Raw genomic sequence first — 14,367 nt, 5'->3', positions numbered from 1 at the left:
GGCTGTGGTTCATCAACAGCGTGGACCACGGCGCACCTCGGGGCAAGAGAGCGGGAAGCGGCCGCGAACCCGGCGAGCCGGGCGTCGCGGCCCCGGGTGGCTACTGGCGCAGCACCAGGTGCCGGCCGCGACCCAGCAAACGCATCCCGTTGGCCTCGAAGAACGGCGCCGAGCTCGGGGAAGCGGCGGCAATCAGTTCGATGGGCGTGTCCTCCTCCAGCCCAAGCGGGTTGACCATGCCGCGGGCCAGACCGTTGAGCAGGGCCGAACCCACACCCATCCGGCGCTGCTCCGAGGCCACGGCCAGTCCGTGGATGGCCAGCTGGCCGCCCAGGGCCTGCTGGGCAAAGGCGCGGCCCACCAACTCGCCCTCGAGGGTGCGCGCGGTGGCCTGCTCGATGCGGCGCAACGCCGGGTGCCCGGCGCTCAGTCCGGCAGCGGCCGGATCGCGCCAGAGATTGGCGACCTGCAATTCCTTCGCGTCGGCGCCCCTGGCCTCGGGGATCTCCGTGCCCAGGCGCACCCGTCCGTCCCATGGTTCCTCGGGGCCCACCAGCTCTCCGGCATGCCAGGAGATCTGTGCGGCATCGGAGAACCCTGCGGCCTCCAGCGGGCCCGAGGGCGCACCGGAATTGACCCAGGCCTCGACCCGGCGCGCACCCAGGCGCGTGCCCTCGGCCAGACCCGGGCGCAGCCCGGCCTCCTGCGCGTGGGCGGGGAAGAGCAGCACCAGCCGGCCGCGGGCCGGCTGCCAGGCCCACGAGCAGCCGTGGGTCGAGAAGAGCTTGCCGCCGGTGGCGATCGCCATGGCCTGGTGCCAGTGCGAGAGCGCGTCCTGCGCAAAACCAATGGTTGTCACGCGTTCGTGCTCCTTGCCAGTCCGCGGCGCACCAGCAGCGGTTCGATCCGTGCTTCGCGGCCGCGGAAGATCTCGTATGATTCAAGCGGGTCGCGGGTGTTGCCGCGCGAGAGCAGCTCGGCGCGGAACCGTTCGCCGTTTTCCCGCTTCAGCCCGCCGTTTTCGGTGAACCACTCGACGGTGTCGGCGTCCAGCACCTCGGACCAGATGTAGGAGTAGTAGCCGGCCGAGTACCCGCCGTCGAAAATGTGCTTGAAGTAGCCGGTGCGGTAGCGCGAGGGCACCAGCTCCGGGATCAGCCCGGCCTCTGAAAGCACCCGCTGCTCGAAGGCCAGCGGATCGGAAACCAGTTCCCCGTCGGTCAGCGAGTGCCAGGCCAAATCCAGGACGGCGGCGGTGAGGTACTCGGTGGTGGCGAATCCCTCGCCCCACAGTGCCGCGGCCTCCAGGACCTGGACCGTGCCGTCCGGCAGCGGCTCCCCGGTGCGCGTGTGCGCGGCATAGCCGGGCAGCACCTCGGCGTGCAGGGCCCACATCTCGTTGACCTGCGAGGGGTACTCGACGAAGTCGCGCGGCACGGAAGTGCCGGCCAACGACGGGTAGATCCCGGCGGAAAACAGCCCGTGCAGCGCGTGCCCGAACTCGTGGAACAGCGTGTTGACCTCGTCCAGGGACACCAGTGCCGGGTCGCCTTCGGCCGGCTTGGGGATGTTCAGGGTGTTGGTGACCACCGGACGCTCGCCCAGCAGGGACGCGGATTCGCGGATGGAGTTCATCCACGCACCCCCGGCCTTGGTGGGACGGGCAAAGAAGTCGCCCACGAACAACCCCAGCGTGGAGCCGTCCTCGTTGAAGACCTCCCAGGTGCGCACGTCGGGGTGGTAGAGCGGGAAGTCGAAACGCTCGGTGAAGCCCAGTCCGTAGAGGCGGGAGGCAGCGGCAAACACACCGCGCTCGAGCACGGCATCGAGCTCGAAGTATTCGCGCAGCGCCCCGCGGTCCAGCGCGTGGCGTTCGCGCGCCACGGCGGCGGAGTAGTACGCCCAGTCCCAGGGATCGATGGGGGAACCGGAAATCTTCTCGAGTTCCCCGGCCTCGGCCCGGGCATTGGCCACGGCCGCCGGGATGAGCTCGGCCAGGCGGCCGCGCACCGCAGCCAGGTCCGGGGCGGTTGCCTCCTGCAGCACCACGTCGGCGTGCGTGGCAAAGCCCAGCAGCGCCGCGCGCTTCGAGCGCAGCGACGCCATCCGTGCACCCAGGTCCAGGGTCAGGTTATCGCCCTCCTGGCCGCGGTTCACCGAGGCCTCGAAGAGCCGGCGGCGGGAAGCGGAAAATTCGAGCCGCTCGAGCAATGGCTGACCGGTGGGCAGCACCAGGGTCAGCAGGTAGCCATCGGTGTGTCCGGCGTCGCGTGCCGCATCCGCGGCGGAGGCCAGTTCCCCGTCGCTGAGCCCGGCCAGTTCCCCCGGATCGGCGAAGTGGACGGCCGCTTCGTTCATGGCGCCCAGGAGCCTGCGCGAGTATTCGCTGGACAGGTCCGTGATCTCGCTGTTCAGTGCACGCAACTGTTCCTTGCGCCCGGCATCGAGTTCGGCGCCGGCGGCGCGGAAGGTGCGCAGCGTCTCGGTCACCAGCCGCTTGTCCTCGCCGCCGAGCGCGTCGGCGTCCAGGGAGGCCAGGCGTGCAAACAGCTCCCCATCAAGGTGGATGGCATCCTGGTGGCCGGAAACCAGCGACTGGATCTGCGGGTCGATCTCGCGCAGTTCGTCGGTGCCATGGGCGGAGAACACCGTCCAGTACGCCATCACGGCGCGCCGCAGCAGTGCACCGCTGCGTTCCATGGCCACAAAGGTGTTCTCGAAGGTTGGGGCCTGCGTGTTTTGCGCGATGGCCCGAAGTTCTTCCAGCTGCCCAGCCACACCCTGCTGGACGGCATCCAGGTAGTGGGCGGCCTCCAGGGCCGAATAATCTGGGAATTCAAACGGCAAGGTGCTTCGCTCAAGCAACGGATTATGCATGCTGTTAACCCTGTCATAACCCCGCGGCGCTGTGGGTATCCCGCGCCGGAATGCACACGGCAAAGGTTAGGCTCTTAGCATGTTTGATCGAATCGTGCGCGCGCCCGGGTCCCGGAAACGTGCAGCCATCGGCACGGCACTGCTTCTGGCAGCATCCCTGGCGGCCTGCACGCCGGCCCCGCCGCAGGGTCCTGCCGCGGCCAGTATTCCGGTGGCCACCACGCCGTCGGCCGCGAGCACCGAAACCCCGGCGAACTCGGCCACCCCGTCCCCAATCGCCACCAAGGCTGCCGCGGAACCCGCGGACCCGTCGTGCCCGGGGGACGAGTGCATCGAGGTCGCGGTGGCAGGGGACATCCTGCTGCACCCGGCGTTGTGGGCCCAGGCCGAGCAGGACGGGAAGGGGACGTACGACTTCGACCCCCTGCTGGCGGGCATCGCACCCTACCTGGACCAAAGCGACCTGGCCCTGTGCAACCTGGAAACCCCGGTTGCGGCCCCGAACGGGCCGTACGGCGGCTACCCGATGTTCAACGTTCCTTCGCAGATCATCCCGGCCTTGAAGAAGGTCGGCTATGACGGCTGCACCACCGCCAGCAACCATTCCATGGACGCCGGCGTTGCAGGGGTCAAGCGGACCCTGGACGCGCTGGAGGCGGCCGGGATGGTTTCCACCGGCTCCTACCGCAGCAAGGCCGAGGCCCAAAGTCCGCTGCTGGTTCCGGTGGGCAGCGCCAAGGTCGCGGTCATCGCCGGCACCTACTCGCTGAACGGGATGAAGGAAGATGCGCCGTGGCGGGTCGACGACATCGAGAAGGCCTCGCTGCTGGCCCGGGCCAAGGCGGCACGCGCGGCCGGGGCGGACATCGTGCTCGCCGCGATCCACGACGGTGCAGAATACACCAGCACCCCCACCGCCTCCCAGCTGGCGCTGTACCGTTCGCTGGCGGCCAGCGGCGAGTTCGACTTCATCTACTCCCACCACACCCACTCGGTGCTGCCCATCGAAAAGCACCAGGGCACCTGGATCGTGTACGGGCTGGGCAACTCCGTGGCCAAGCACGCAACCAAGACCGCGCTGAACAAGGAGGGGCTCACGGTGAAAATGCAGTTCGTGCGCACCGGGGACACCTGGAAACCCGGAGACCTGGTGTGGGCACCGCACATCATGAAACCATCCCCGTTGCGCTGGTGCGCGCTGCCAGCCAAGGCTTCGGCCCCGTGCACCACCGAGGCCAAGGATGCCGCCTCGCTCCAACGCACCACCGACACCGTGAACTCCATGAACGCCAAGGCCAACGGCGCGAAAATGTGGACCCTGGGCAGCCGCTGACCGGCATTCGGGAACCCGGGCGTGTCACGAAAATATTCCCACGGGGTGCGACGGGTTTATTCTGAGCTGTCCACGTACTTCATCGCGGTGCGCGCGGCATGCATGATCAGTTCCACGAGACTAGAAAGTGATCCACCTTGGCGCCACGAATTGGAGTCCTTGCCCTGCAAGGGGATGTACGCGAACACCTGGAAGCACTCGAATCACTCGGTGCCCTTGCGCTGCCGGTGAAAACACCGGGCGGGTTGGCGGACCTGGACGGCCTGGTCATTCCCGGCGGGGAGTCAACGGTGATCGACAAGCTAGCCCGCATGTACGGGGTGGCCGAGGCTCTCAAGGCCAGGATCGCAGACGGTTTCCCGGTCTATGGATCGTGCGCCGGAATGATCCTCTTGGCCGATACCATTGCCGACCCGACCACCAACATGAAGGGTGAACCCCAGCAAAGCTTCGGGGGAATCGATATGGTGGTGAAGCGCAATGCCTTCGGGCGACAGGTCGACTCGTTCGAGGTCGACCTTGCGATCAAGGGACTGAACACTCTTCCCAGCCAGGACCCGGGCCGTGCCACCGAGCCGGTCCGCGCGGCATTCATCCGCGCACCCTGGGTGGAAAGCGTGGGGGAGTCCGTAGAGGTACTGGCCACCATCCCCGCCGAAAACACGCCCTTGGGCATGGACGGGACAAGGGTGGCTAGAATTGTTGCAGTACGTTCTGGAAAATTATTGGCGACTTCCTTCCACCCCGAGGTGGCCGGGGAGCGCCGGATCCATGAACTTTTCATTCAAATGATCAGAGGAGACGCGTAAGCATGTCCGGCCACTCCAAATGGGCAACCACGAAACACAAGAAGGCAATCCTCGACAGCAGGCGCGCCAAGGCGTTCGCCAAGCTGATCAAGAACATCGAGGTTGCGGCGCGCGCAGGCGGCGCCGACATGGCCGGAAACCCGGCCCTCGAGGTCGCTGTCTCCAAGGCCAAGAAGACCTCGGTGCCCAACGACAACATCGACCGCGCGGTCAAGCGCGGTGCCGGCTTGACCGGCGAGGTCGTCGACTACACCGAGATCATCTACGAGGCACGCGGACCGCAGGGCTCGGCCCTGCTGATCGAGTGCCTGACCGACAACAAGAACCGTGCGGCTTCCGAGGTGCGCCTGGGCATCACCCGCAACGGCGGCACCGTCGCGGACCCCGGCTCGGTCGCATACCTGTTCTCCCGCCGGGGAGTCGTCGGCCTGCCGAAGAAGGACCTGACCGAGGACGACCTGCTCATGGCCGTGCTTGATGCAGGGGCCGACGAGGTCAAGGAATCCGGGGACAGCTTCGAGATCCATTCGGAGCCAACCGACCTGCGTGCGGTTGTTGCCGCACTCGAGGAAGCCGGCATCGAATACGAAACCGACGAAGTCGAATTCGTGCCCTCGATGCAGGTCCAGCTTGATGCAGCAGCTGCCCGCAAGTTCCTGAAGCTTGCCGACGCGCTCGAGGAGCTGGACGACGTGCAGAACGTCTACTCCAACGCGGACATCAGCGCCGAGGTCATGGCAGAACTCGAAGAGGACTAGCCACCACATGCCCTTGCGAGTGGTGGGCGTCGACCCCGGACTGACCCGTTGCGGCCTGGCCGTGGTCGACGTCGAACCCAACCGCCGGGCCACGCTCATCGATGTCTCGGTGGTGGGGACCCCGCCCGGGACCCCGCTGGACCAGCGACTGCTGGCCATCGCCGACGGCATCGATGCGTGGCTCGATGAGCACAAACCCGACGTTGTTGCCCTGGAGCGGGTCTTCAGCCAACTGAACGTCAGCACGGTGATGGGCACCGCGCAGGCCTCGGGCGTGGTGATCGTTGCCGCTGCCCGCCGGAACATCCCGGTGGCGTTGCACACCCCCACCGAGGTCAAGGCCGCGGTGACTGGCTCGGGAACGGCCAACAAGCTGGCCGTGGGCAAGATGGTCGCCAAGATCCTGCGCCTGGACGCCCCGCCATCCCCGGCCGACGCCGCCGACGCCGCGGCGCTGGCCATCACCCACGGCTGGCGCGGCGCCGCGTTCGGTGCCGCCGGGGCCGCAGCCTCGGCCTCCGCCCCGCGGCCCGCGGGCGGTTCCTCGGGGTTGACCCCCGCCCAGCGCGCCTGGATAGCCGCCGAGGCCAAGGCCCGGGCGGTCAAGGCGCGCTAGGGACCGCAGGGAACCTGCCCCTGACGTCCTGCGCTGCCTGCATCCGCGGGTGTACGCCAAGGAACCTGTAAGCTGTTCGTAGATATATTCGTATGGCATGCGTGTTTCGGGTACCACCGGCGCGGCCCGGCACCACGGAGGAACACCCCAATGATCAGTACGCTGCGAGGAGTGCCTCAACAGGTCAACCTGAACAACGCGGTCATCGAGGTCGGCGGCTTCGGCATGCTGATCCAGGCAACCCCGCAGACGCTGTCCACCTTGCAGGTGGGCCGCGAAGCACTCGTGCACACCTCCATGGTGGTGCGCGAGGACTCCATGACGCTCTTCGGATTCGCCTCCGGGGACGAACGCGAGGTCTTCGAGGTCCTCACCGGGGTCTCGGGCATCGGGCCGCGCACCGGCCTGGCCATCCTGTCGGTGCACACCCCGGAGGAAGTCCGCATCGCCGCCAGCACCAAGGACACCAAGGCCTTCACCAAGGTCTCGGGCATCGGGCCCAAGGGAGCCCAGCGCATCGTGCTCGAGCTCAACGGAAAGCTTGTCCCCACCGGAGCACCGGTTCCTGCCGGAAGCCCCGCGGCGCCTACCTGGGAACCCCAGGTCCTCGAGGCCCTCACCGGCCTGGGCTGGACCGAGAAGGACGCCAACAAGGCGCTGGAAGCCCTGGCCAAGAACGACCCGGAAATCGTTGCCACCGGCAGCGTCCCGGAAATCCTGCGGGCGGTGCTGCGTTCCCTGGGGCGCGGGAACCGGCCCGGAAACTAGGAGTACGACATGACAGAAACCGGCGAGCTGACCAACGCGGGACCCGAGCCCGAGGAACGCGTGCTCGAGGCCGCCCTGCGGCCCAAGAACCTGGACGACTTCGTCGGCCAGCACCGGGTGCGCCAACAGCTCTCGCTGGTGCTCGAGGCCTCCAAGATCCGCGAGCGGACCGCCGACCACGTCCTGCTCTCGGGCCCTCCGGGCCTGGGCAAGACCACGCTGTCGATGATCATCGCCGCCGAAATGAACGCGCCGCTGCGCATCAGCTCCGGTCCCGCGATCCAGCATGCCGGGGACCTGGCCGCGATCCTCTCCTCACTCACCGAGGGCGAGGTGCTCTTCCTGGACGAGATCCACCGGATGAGCCGCCCGGCCGAGGAAATGCTGTACATGGCCATGGAGGACTTCCGTGTCGACATCATCGTCGGCAAGGGCGCAGGGGCCACCGCCATTCCGCTGGAACTTCCCCCCTTCACCCTGGTCGGGGCCACCACGCGCGCCGGGCTGCTGCCGGGCCCGCTGCGCGACAGGTTCGGGTTCACCGGGCACCTGGAGTTCTACAGCGTCGAGGAACTCGAATTGGTGCTGCGCCGTTCGGCCATGATGCTCTCCCTGAAGGTCAACTCCGCGGCCTTCAGCGAAATCGCCTCGCGTTCGCGCGGCACCCCCCGCATCGCCAACCGGCTGCTGCGCCGCGTGCGCGACTGGGCACTGGTGAACCGCCTTGAAAGCATCGACGCGCGTGCAGCCTCCGCGGCCCTGGACATGTACGAGGTCGACGTCCGCGGACTGGACCGGCTGGACCGCGCTGTGCTGCACGCACTGTGCACCAAGTTCGGCGGGGGACCGGTGGGCCTGTCCACCCTGGCCATTGCCGTGGGGGAGGAACCCGAGACCGTGGAGACCGTCGCCGAACCGTTCCTGGTCCGCGAGGGCCTGCTGGGACGCACCCCGCGCGGCCGGATCGCCACCGCGGAGGCCTGGAACCACCTGGGGCTTCGCATGCCGGCCGATGCCATCTTTGCGGGTCGGTCCGGTCTTGGGCTTGACGACGAAGAAGCGGAATAGCCGGGCGGGCACCCGCCCTGGCGGCACGCCGGAACATTCCAAGGACATTCGCAGGCCAAAACTGCGTTGTGGTCGGGGTTTGGGCAGGATCTCCCTATAGTATGGATAGGCCCACCGGCTGCGCGATTGCGATTGTGCGCGCCGTTGACAATGACTTAGGAACAGGTATCCACACGTGACCGAATACGTTTTGGCCCAAGCCGCTACCGGCGAAAAGGCCCCATTCGACCCGACCATGTTGATCATGCTCGCCGCCTTCGGCCTGCTGATCTTCATGATGATGCGTGGCCGCAAGAAGGCCGCCAAGGCCCAGGAGCAGATCCGCTCCAACCTTGCCGTCGGCGCCGAGGTGATGACCCAGTTCGGTCTCTTTGGCACCATTGCGAGCATCGACACCGACGAAAACAAGATCGTCCTGGAGGTTTCCCCGGGCAGCTTCGTCACCGTCCACTCCCAGGTCGTTGCCAAGGTCGTGGCCCCGGAAGAGGCCGACGCACCGGTTCAGGTCCCCGACGACGCCTCGTCGCTGACCTCGGCCTCGGTCGAGAGTGCCGAAGAGGCCTCGGGATCGGAAAACGAAACCCCCGAAGAGACCTTGCGCCGCCTGAACAACGAGGACAACGGCCCCAAGGCCTAGTCCGCTTGGCGCCTTCGGGCACACCAACCCAGCAGTGAACGGCAGCCGGATTTCCGCGGGCCACACAGACCCGCCGGTGAGCGATCCGGCTTTCGATTGACCTTCACCATGCGGCCCGGAGCAGCCCCAACCCCCACCCCGCAGGGGCGGGTTGCAGGCAGGCTCCGGGTTTTCCGCGGAATCTCCATCCCCCAGGGGCGATGGAACAACCAGAAAGCCTCACGATGTCATCTACTGGTCCGATCAAGCAGGCGCGCAAATCCCTGCTGTGGCTCGGCGTTATCTTCCTCATTTCGGCCGCCATCCTGATTACCGGCGTGCTGAGCGGGAAAGCAGCTTTTGCCCCCAAGCTTGCCCTCGACCTCGAGGGCGGCACCCAAATGATCTTGGCACCACGGGTGGCGGGCGGTGCTGCGGCAACGCAGGAGCAGCTGGACCAGGCCGTGGAAATCATTCGCCAGCGCGTGGACGGCACCGGTGTCTCGGAAGCCGAGATCACCACGCAGTCCGGCCGAAACGTCGTCGTCTCCATGCCCGGCATCCCCGATACCCGCACCCGCGAACTGATCCAGGCCTCGGCGAACATGGAGTTCCGCCCGGTCATCCTGGCCGGCCCGTACACGGCCGTTCCCAAGGACCAGCGACTGGCCAAGGCGGATCTGCCCAAGCCGAGCGCCAAGCCCGAGAACGCCTCGGACATGAACTGGATCGACGCGGCCCTGTACCAGAAGTTCGAGGCCTACGACTGCCCGACGGAACTCGGACAGGGTGCCGAAGAAGTGCACGACCCGGCCAAGCCGATGATCTCCTGCGAACCGGATACGGGCGCTAAATACATCCTGGGCCCGGTCGAGGTTCCGGGTTCCGACATCACCGATGCCTCCTTCGGCATGTCCCGCGGCCAGCAGGGCGCGGTCACCGGGCAGTGGGGCGTGACCCTGGAATTCAACGCCGACGGCAAGACGAAGTTCGCCGAGGTCACCAAGCGAATCACCCCCATGCAAGGTTCGCAGAACCAGTTCGCGATCGTGCTTGACGGCACCGTGATCTCCGCACCGCGGTCCAACGCGGTGATCGCCGACGGTCGCGCCGAAATCACCGGCAGCTTCACCGAGCAATCGGCCAAGGCCCTGGCGGACCAGCTGAAGTTCGGCGCATTGCCGATTAGCTTCGAGATCCAGTCGGAGCAGCAGATTTCCGCAACCCTGGGTTCGGACCAGCTGCGCAGCGGATTGATCGCCGGGCTCATCGGCATGGGGCTGGTGGCGATCTACTCGATCTTCCAGTACCGCCTGCTGGGCCTGGTCACCATCGTCTCGCTGCTGGTTTCCGGCGTGCTGACGTACCTCGCGCTGGTGCTGCTGGGCTGGTCGATGAACTACCGGCTTTCGCTGGCAGGTGTTGCGGGCCTGATTGTGTCCATCGGCTTGATCGCCGACTCGTTCATTGTTTACTTCGAACGCATCCGCGACGAATTGCGCGACGGGCGCCCGCTGCCCTCGGCCGTGGAGATCGGCTGGAAGCGCGCCAAGCGCACCATTCTGGCCTCCAAGGCCGTGAACATCCTGGCCGCCATCGTGCTGTACATCGTGGCCGTGGGCAACGTGCGGGGCTTCGCCTTCACGCTGGGCCTGACCGCGGTGGTCGACATCGTCGTGGTCTTCCTGCTCACCCACCCGACCCTGCAGCTGCTGGGCAAGACCCGGTTCTTCGGCGAGGGGCACCGGTTCTCCGGGCTCGATCCCTCGCTGCTCGGCGCGGTGCCGCTGTACCAGGGCGCGGGCAAGATCCGCAGCTTCAGCACCGAGGCGGAAGCCGCCCGCGGCAAGAAGAACGCCAAGGCGGCCAGCGAGGCCGAACGCCGGCAGACCATCGCCGAGCGACGCAAGGCCGCGGCCACCTCCGCGGCGCCCACCAAGTCGGACGTACGCGTGGATAAGGATTCATCAAATGGCTAGTCTCGCAACCTGGGGCAATGAGCTCTACACCGGCAAGCGGTCCTACCCGTTCACGGGCAAGCGCAAGCTGTGGCTGTCCATCTCCGCGGTCCTGGTCCTGCTCGCCATCCTGGTCCCCGTCGTCAAGGGCGGGTTCAACCTCGGCATCGAGTTCCGCGGCGGATCCGAATTCACCATTTCCAAGGTCGAACACGTCGATGTCCCCACCGGCGAGAAGGCCGTGGTGGCGATCGCACCCGACCACCACCCGCGGGTCACCAACATCGCGCCGAACACCATGCGCGTGCAGACCGACAAGCTGACCGACGACCAGACGCTGTCGGTCGCCGAGGCGCTGGCCACCGCGTACGGGGTGACCAAATCCGAGGTCACCTCGACCTTCGTCGGACCGACCTGGGGTGCCGACGTCTCCAAGCAGGCACTGATCGGCCTGGTCGTGTTCGTGGTGCTGGTCTCGCTGCTGATGGCCGCGTACTTCCGCACCTGGAAGATGTCGCTGGCGGCAATCATCGGCCTGCTGCAGGTCGTGATCGTCACCGCCGGGATCTATGCGCTGTCCGGCTTCGAGGTCACCCCCTCGGCGATCATCGGGTTCCTCACCATCCTGAGCTACTCGCTGTACGACACCGTGGTGGTCTTCGACAAGGTGCGCGAGAACACCGCCGGGTTCCAGGACCAGAACAAGCGCAACTTCGAGGAACTGGTCAACCTGGGCATCAACCAGACGCTGGTGCGTTCGATCAACACCTCGGTGGTGGCGGTGCTTCCGGTGGCCTCGATCCTGTTCATCGGCTCCTACCTGCTGGGTGCCGGAACACTCAAGGACCTGTCGCTGGCATTGTTCATCGGCATCATCGTCTCGGCGCTCTCGACGCTGTTCGTCCAGGCCCCGCTGTACTCGCTGCTGCGTGACGGCGAAGCGGAGATCGAGAAGCACAACAAGAAGACCGCGGCGCACCGCCTGGCCAACGCCTAGGCACGCGCCGAAGCCCGGGGTTTTTGCGGGCACGGCGGACGGCGGGGACCCGGAGGTTAACTCCGGGTCCCCGCCGTCCGCCTTTGGGCACGAAGTGCTATAACCTAGCAAGAGGAACTTGGGCGTGGTCAAAGTCCCTTACGGTGCCCGGTCCCCTCGGGGCAGGTGCCGCACTCCACGGCCACCCCATACGGCGCGCCACGCGCCCACGCGACGGATCCCGATCGATAGGAGGCACCCGATGGCAGAGAACCACGGTGTCATGATGCCCGGGGCCCCGAATCCCGCACCCAAGCGCGGGACCATCTCCCGCCTGGTCCGCCTGGCCGGACGCGGCTCCACCGCCCAGCCCCCGACCCTGGAACCGCTGCTGCGCACCGTGCGCGCGCAGAACCCCAAGGCCGACATCGACCTGCTGGCCCGCGCGTACGCGGTCGCCGAGCACCACCACGAGGGCCAGAAACGCAAGAGCGGCGACCCGTACATCACCCACCCCGTGGCGGTTGCCACGATCCTGGCCGAGATGGGCATGACCGGGGCGATCCTTGCCGCCGCGCTGCTGCACGACACCGTCGAGGACACCGACTACTCCCTGGAACAGCTCACCGCCGAGTTCGGGAGCGAGATCGCGAAGCTGGTCGACGGGGTCACCAAGCTGGACAAGGTCCAGTTCGGGGAGGCGGCGCAGGCCGAGACCGTGCGCAAGATGGTCATCGCGATGTCCAAGGACATCCGGGTGCTGCTGATCAAGCTGGCCGACCGCCTGCACAACGCCCGCACCTGGCGCTACGTCTCCCCGGAGTCCAGCGCCAAGAAGGCCCGCGAGACCCTGGAGATCTTCGCCCCGCTGGCCCACCGCCTGGGCATGAACACCGTCAAGTGGGAGCTCGAGGACCTCTCCTTCGCCGCTCTGCACCCCAAGGTGTACGAGGAGATCGTGCGGATGGTCGGGGAGCGCACCCCGGAGCGCGAGAAGTACCTGGCCACGGTGCGCTCCGCCATCTCCGAGGACATCACCGCCGCACGCCTGCGGGCCACCATCAGCGGCCGGCCCAAGCACTACTACTCGATCTACCAGAAGATGATCGTGCGCGGCAAGGACTTCGACGACATCCACGACCTGATGGGCGTGCGGGTGCTCGTTGACACCGTCAAGGACTGCTACGCGGTGCTGGGGCTGATGCATGCGCGCTGGACCCCGCTGCCCGGGCGCTTCAAGGACTACATCGCGCTGCCGAAGTTCAACCTGTACCAGTCGCTGCACACCACCGTGATCGGCCCCGGCGGCAAGCCGGTGGAGATCCAGATCCGCACCCACGACATGCACCAGCGTGCCGAGTACGGCGTGGCGGCGCACTTCAAGTACAAGCACGGCAACGGCGGGGATTCCCGCTCGGCCGAGGAACAGGACATGGACTGGCTGCGCAGCCTCATGGACTGGCAGAAGGAAACTTCCGACTCGAACGAGTTCCTGGATTCCCTGCGCTACGAGATCAACACCGCCGAGGTCTTCGTCTTCACCCCCAAAGGCCAGATCATGTCCCTGCCGGTGGGCTCCACCCCGGTGGACTTCGCCTACTCGGTGCACACCGACGTGGGGCACCGCACCATCGGCGCCCGGGTGAACGGCAAGCTGGTCCCGCTGAACTCGGAGCTGCACCACGGCGACATGGTGGAGGTCTTCACCTCCAAGGCCGAGAACGCAGGGCCGTCCCAGGACTGGGCCGGCTTCGTGAAGTCCGCGCGCGCGCGGAACAAGATCCGCCAGTGGTTCACCAAGGAACGCCGCGAGGAAGCCATTGAGAAGGGCAAGGAGCAGCTGACCAAGGCGCTGCGGAAGAACAATCTTCCGCTGCAAAAGCTCATGACCCACGACGTGCTCTCCGCCGTCGCCCAGGAGCTGCGCCACCACGACATCTCCGCGCTCTATGCCGCCGTCGGCGACGGACACACCTCCGCCCAGAACGTCATCGAGCACCTCACCGCGCTGGTCGGCGGGGAAAACGGCTCCGTCGCGGAGGTGCTGGAGGAAACCCCCATCTACGCGGTGCCCAGCCGGGCCCCCGACTCCGATGCCGGGGTCATCGTTCCGGGTGCCGGGGAGGTGCTGGCGAAGCTGGCACGCTGCTGCACCCCGGTGCCGCCGGACCCGATCCGCGGATTTGTCACGCGCGGCTCCGGGGTCTCGGTGCACCGCACCGACTGCGTGAACCTCAAGGAGCTCGAGCAGCAGCCCGACCGCCTGGTCGAGGTGCAGTGGGCGCCGACCAAGTCCAGCGTCTTCCTGGTGGAGATCCTGGTCGAGGCCCTTGACCGCAAGTCGCTGCTCTCGGACGTGACGCGGGTGCTCTCGGAGAACCACGTGAACATCCTGGCGGCGAGCGTTTCAACCTCCCGGGACCGGGTGGCCTTCTCCCGCTTCGCCTTCGAGATGGGCGACCCGAAGTACCTCAGCCACGTGCTGAACTCCGTGCGGCGCATCGACGGGGTGTACGACGTGTACCGCACCTCCGGGGGCAACCGCCGCACCTAGCGCGGAATCCACCCGGCGGGGCGGACCCGCGGCG

The 14,367-nt window shown here is 67.0% G+C and carries 12 protein-coding genes; 10 read left to right on the top strand and 2 right to left on the bottom strand.

The features are described 5' to 3' along the window. Positions 1-100 precede the first annotated feature (100 nt). Together JOF46_RS14005 and JOF46_RS14000 are read right to left on the bottom strand one after the other, a co-directional pair. Positions 101-859, bottom strand: a complete 759-nt coding sequence (locus tag JOF46_RS14005) for a GNAT family N-acetyltransferase (RefSeq protein WP_209908042.1) — start codon at positions 857-859, stop codon at positions 101-103. Continuing rightward, complete coding sequence (locus JOF46_RS14000; RefSeq protein WP_209908040.1) at positions 856-2,877, bottom strand: M3 family metallopeptidase; 2,022 nt, start codon at positions 2,875-2,877, stop codon at positions 856-858. The genes JOF46_RS14005 and JOF46_RS14000 overlap by 4 nt, the downstream gene beginning before the upstream one ends. Before the next feature lie 79 nt (positions 2,878-2,956). On the opposite strand from JOF46_RS14000, the gene JOF46_RS13995 reads away from it, so the two are divergent. From JOF46_RS13995 to JOF46_RS13950, 10 genes are all read left to right on the top strand, one after another. Then, positions 2,957-4,210 (top strand): CapA family protein, encoded by a 1,254-nt coding sequence (locus JOF46_RS13995; RefSeq protein ID WP_245348132.1) that lies wholly within the window; start codon positions 2,957-2,959, stop codon positions 4,208-4,210. A gap of 137 nt (positions 4,211-4,347) precedes the next feature. Then, the gene (gene pdxT / locus JOF46_RS13990) at positions 4,348-5,019 is read left to right on the top strand and encodes a pyridoxal 5'-phosphate synthase glutaminase subunit PdxT (RefSeq protein ID WP_209908038.1); all 672 of its coding nucleotides are present in this window, start codon (positions 4,348-4,350) and stop codon (positions 5,017-5,019) included. Positions 5,020-5,021: 2 nt separating this feature from the next. After that, positions 5,022-5,777 (top strand): YebC/PmpR family DNA-binding transcriptional regulator, encoded by a 756-nt coding sequence (locus JOF46_RS13985; RefSeq protein ID WP_209908036.1) that lies wholly within the window; start codon positions 5,022-5,024, stop codon positions 5,775-5,777. A gap of 7 nt (positions 5,778-5,784) precedes the next feature. Further along, on the top strand, positions 5,785-6,393 hold the full coding sequence (ruvC, locus tag JOF46_RS13980) for a crossover junction endodeoxyribonuclease RuvC (protein WP_209908035.1): 609 nt from the start codon (positions 5,785-5,787) through the stop codon (positions 6,391-6,393). 150 nt (positions 6,394-6,543) lie between these two features. Then, a complete protein-coding gene (gene ruvA / locus JOF46_RS13975; RefSeq protein WP_209908033.1) occupies positions 6,544-7,161 on the top strand; it encodes a Holliday junction branch migration protein RuvA in 618 nt (205 codons plus the stop codon). A 9-nt stretch (positions 7,162-7,170) separates the two neighbouring features. Beyond that, on the top strand, positions 7,171-8,229 hold the full coding sequence (gene ruvB, locus JOF46_RS13970) for a Holliday junction branch migration DNA helicase RuvB (protein WP_209908031.1): 1,059 nt from the start codon (positions 7,171-7,173) through the stop codon (positions 8,227-8,229). A 175-nt stretch (positions 8,230-8,404) separates the two neighbouring features. Beyond that, a complete protein-coding gene (yajC, locus tag JOF46_RS13965) occupies positions 8,405-8,866 on the top strand; it encodes a preprotein translocase subunit YajC (protein ID WP_342592454.1) in 462 nt (153 codons plus the stop codon). Positions 8,867-9,090: 224 nt separating this feature from the next. Beyond that, positions 9,091-10,824: a protein translocase subunit SecD gene (gene secD / locus JOF46_RS13960; protein ID WP_209908029.1), complete on the top strand. Its 1,734-nt coding sequence runs from the start codon at positions 9,091-9,093 to the stop codon at positions 10,822-10,824. Further along, complete coding sequence (secF, locus tag JOF46_RS13955; RefSeq protein ID WP_209908027.1) at positions 10,817-11,800, top strand: protein translocase subunit SecF; 984 nt, start codon at positions 10,817-10,819, stop codon at positions 11,798-11,800. The genes secD and secF overlap by 8 nt, the downstream gene beginning before the upstream one ends. Positions 11,801-12,041: 241 nt before the next feature. After that, entirely contained in the window at positions 12,042-14,333 is a 2,292-nt protein-coding gene (locus JOF46_RS13950; protein ID WP_209908025.1) for a RelA/SpoT family protein, read from the top strand. Positions 14,334-14,367 lie beyond the last annotated feature (34 nt).

Source organism: Paeniglutamicibacter psychrophenolicus, from assembly GCF_017876575.1.
Taxonomy (GTDB): Bacteria; Actinomycetota; Actinomycetes; order Actinomycetales; family Micrococcaceae; genus Paeniglutamicibacter; species Paeniglutamicibacter psychrophenolicus.
Note: the sequence above shows the minus strand (reverse complement) of the source record. Positions and strands in the feature narration are given on the sequence as shown.

Bases quoted from the DNA above. Each gene is read 5' to 3' on its own strand.
- JOF46_RS14000 (WP_209908040.1), bottom strand. From the start codon at position 2,877: ATGCATAATCCGTTGCTTGAGCGAAGCACCTTGCCGTTTGAATTCCCA.
- JOF46_RS13995 (WP_245348132.1), top strand. From the start codon at position 2,957: ATGTTTGATCGAATCGTGCGCGCGCCCGGGTCCCGGAAACGTGCAGCC.
- JOF46_RS13985 (WP_209908036.1), top strand. From the start codon at position 5,022: ATGTCCGGCCACTCCAAATGGGCAACCACGAAACACAAGAAGGCAATC.
- ruvC (WP_209908035.1), top strand. From the start codon at position 5,785: ATGCCCTTGCGAGTGGTGGGCGTCGACCCCGGACTGACCCGTTGCGGC.
- ruvA (WP_209908033.1), top strand. From the start codon at position 6,544: ATGATCAGTACGCTGCGAGGAGTGCCTCAACAGGTCAACCTGAACAAC.
- ruvB (WP_209908031.1), top strand. From the start codon at position 7,171: ATGACAGAAACCGGCGAGCTGACCAACGCGGGACCCGAGCCCGAGGAA.
- secD (WP_209908029.1), top strand. From the start codon at position 9,091: ATGTCATCTACTGGTCCGATCAAGCAGGCGCGCAAATCCCTGCTGTGG.
- secF (WP_209908027.1), top strand. From the start codon at position 10,817: ATGGCTAGTCTCGCAACCTGGGGCAATGAGCTCTACACCGGCAAGCGG.
- JOF46_RS13950 (WP_209908025.1), top strand. From the start codon at position 12,042: ATGGCAGAGAACCACGGTGTCATGATGCCCGGGGCCCCGAATCCCGCA.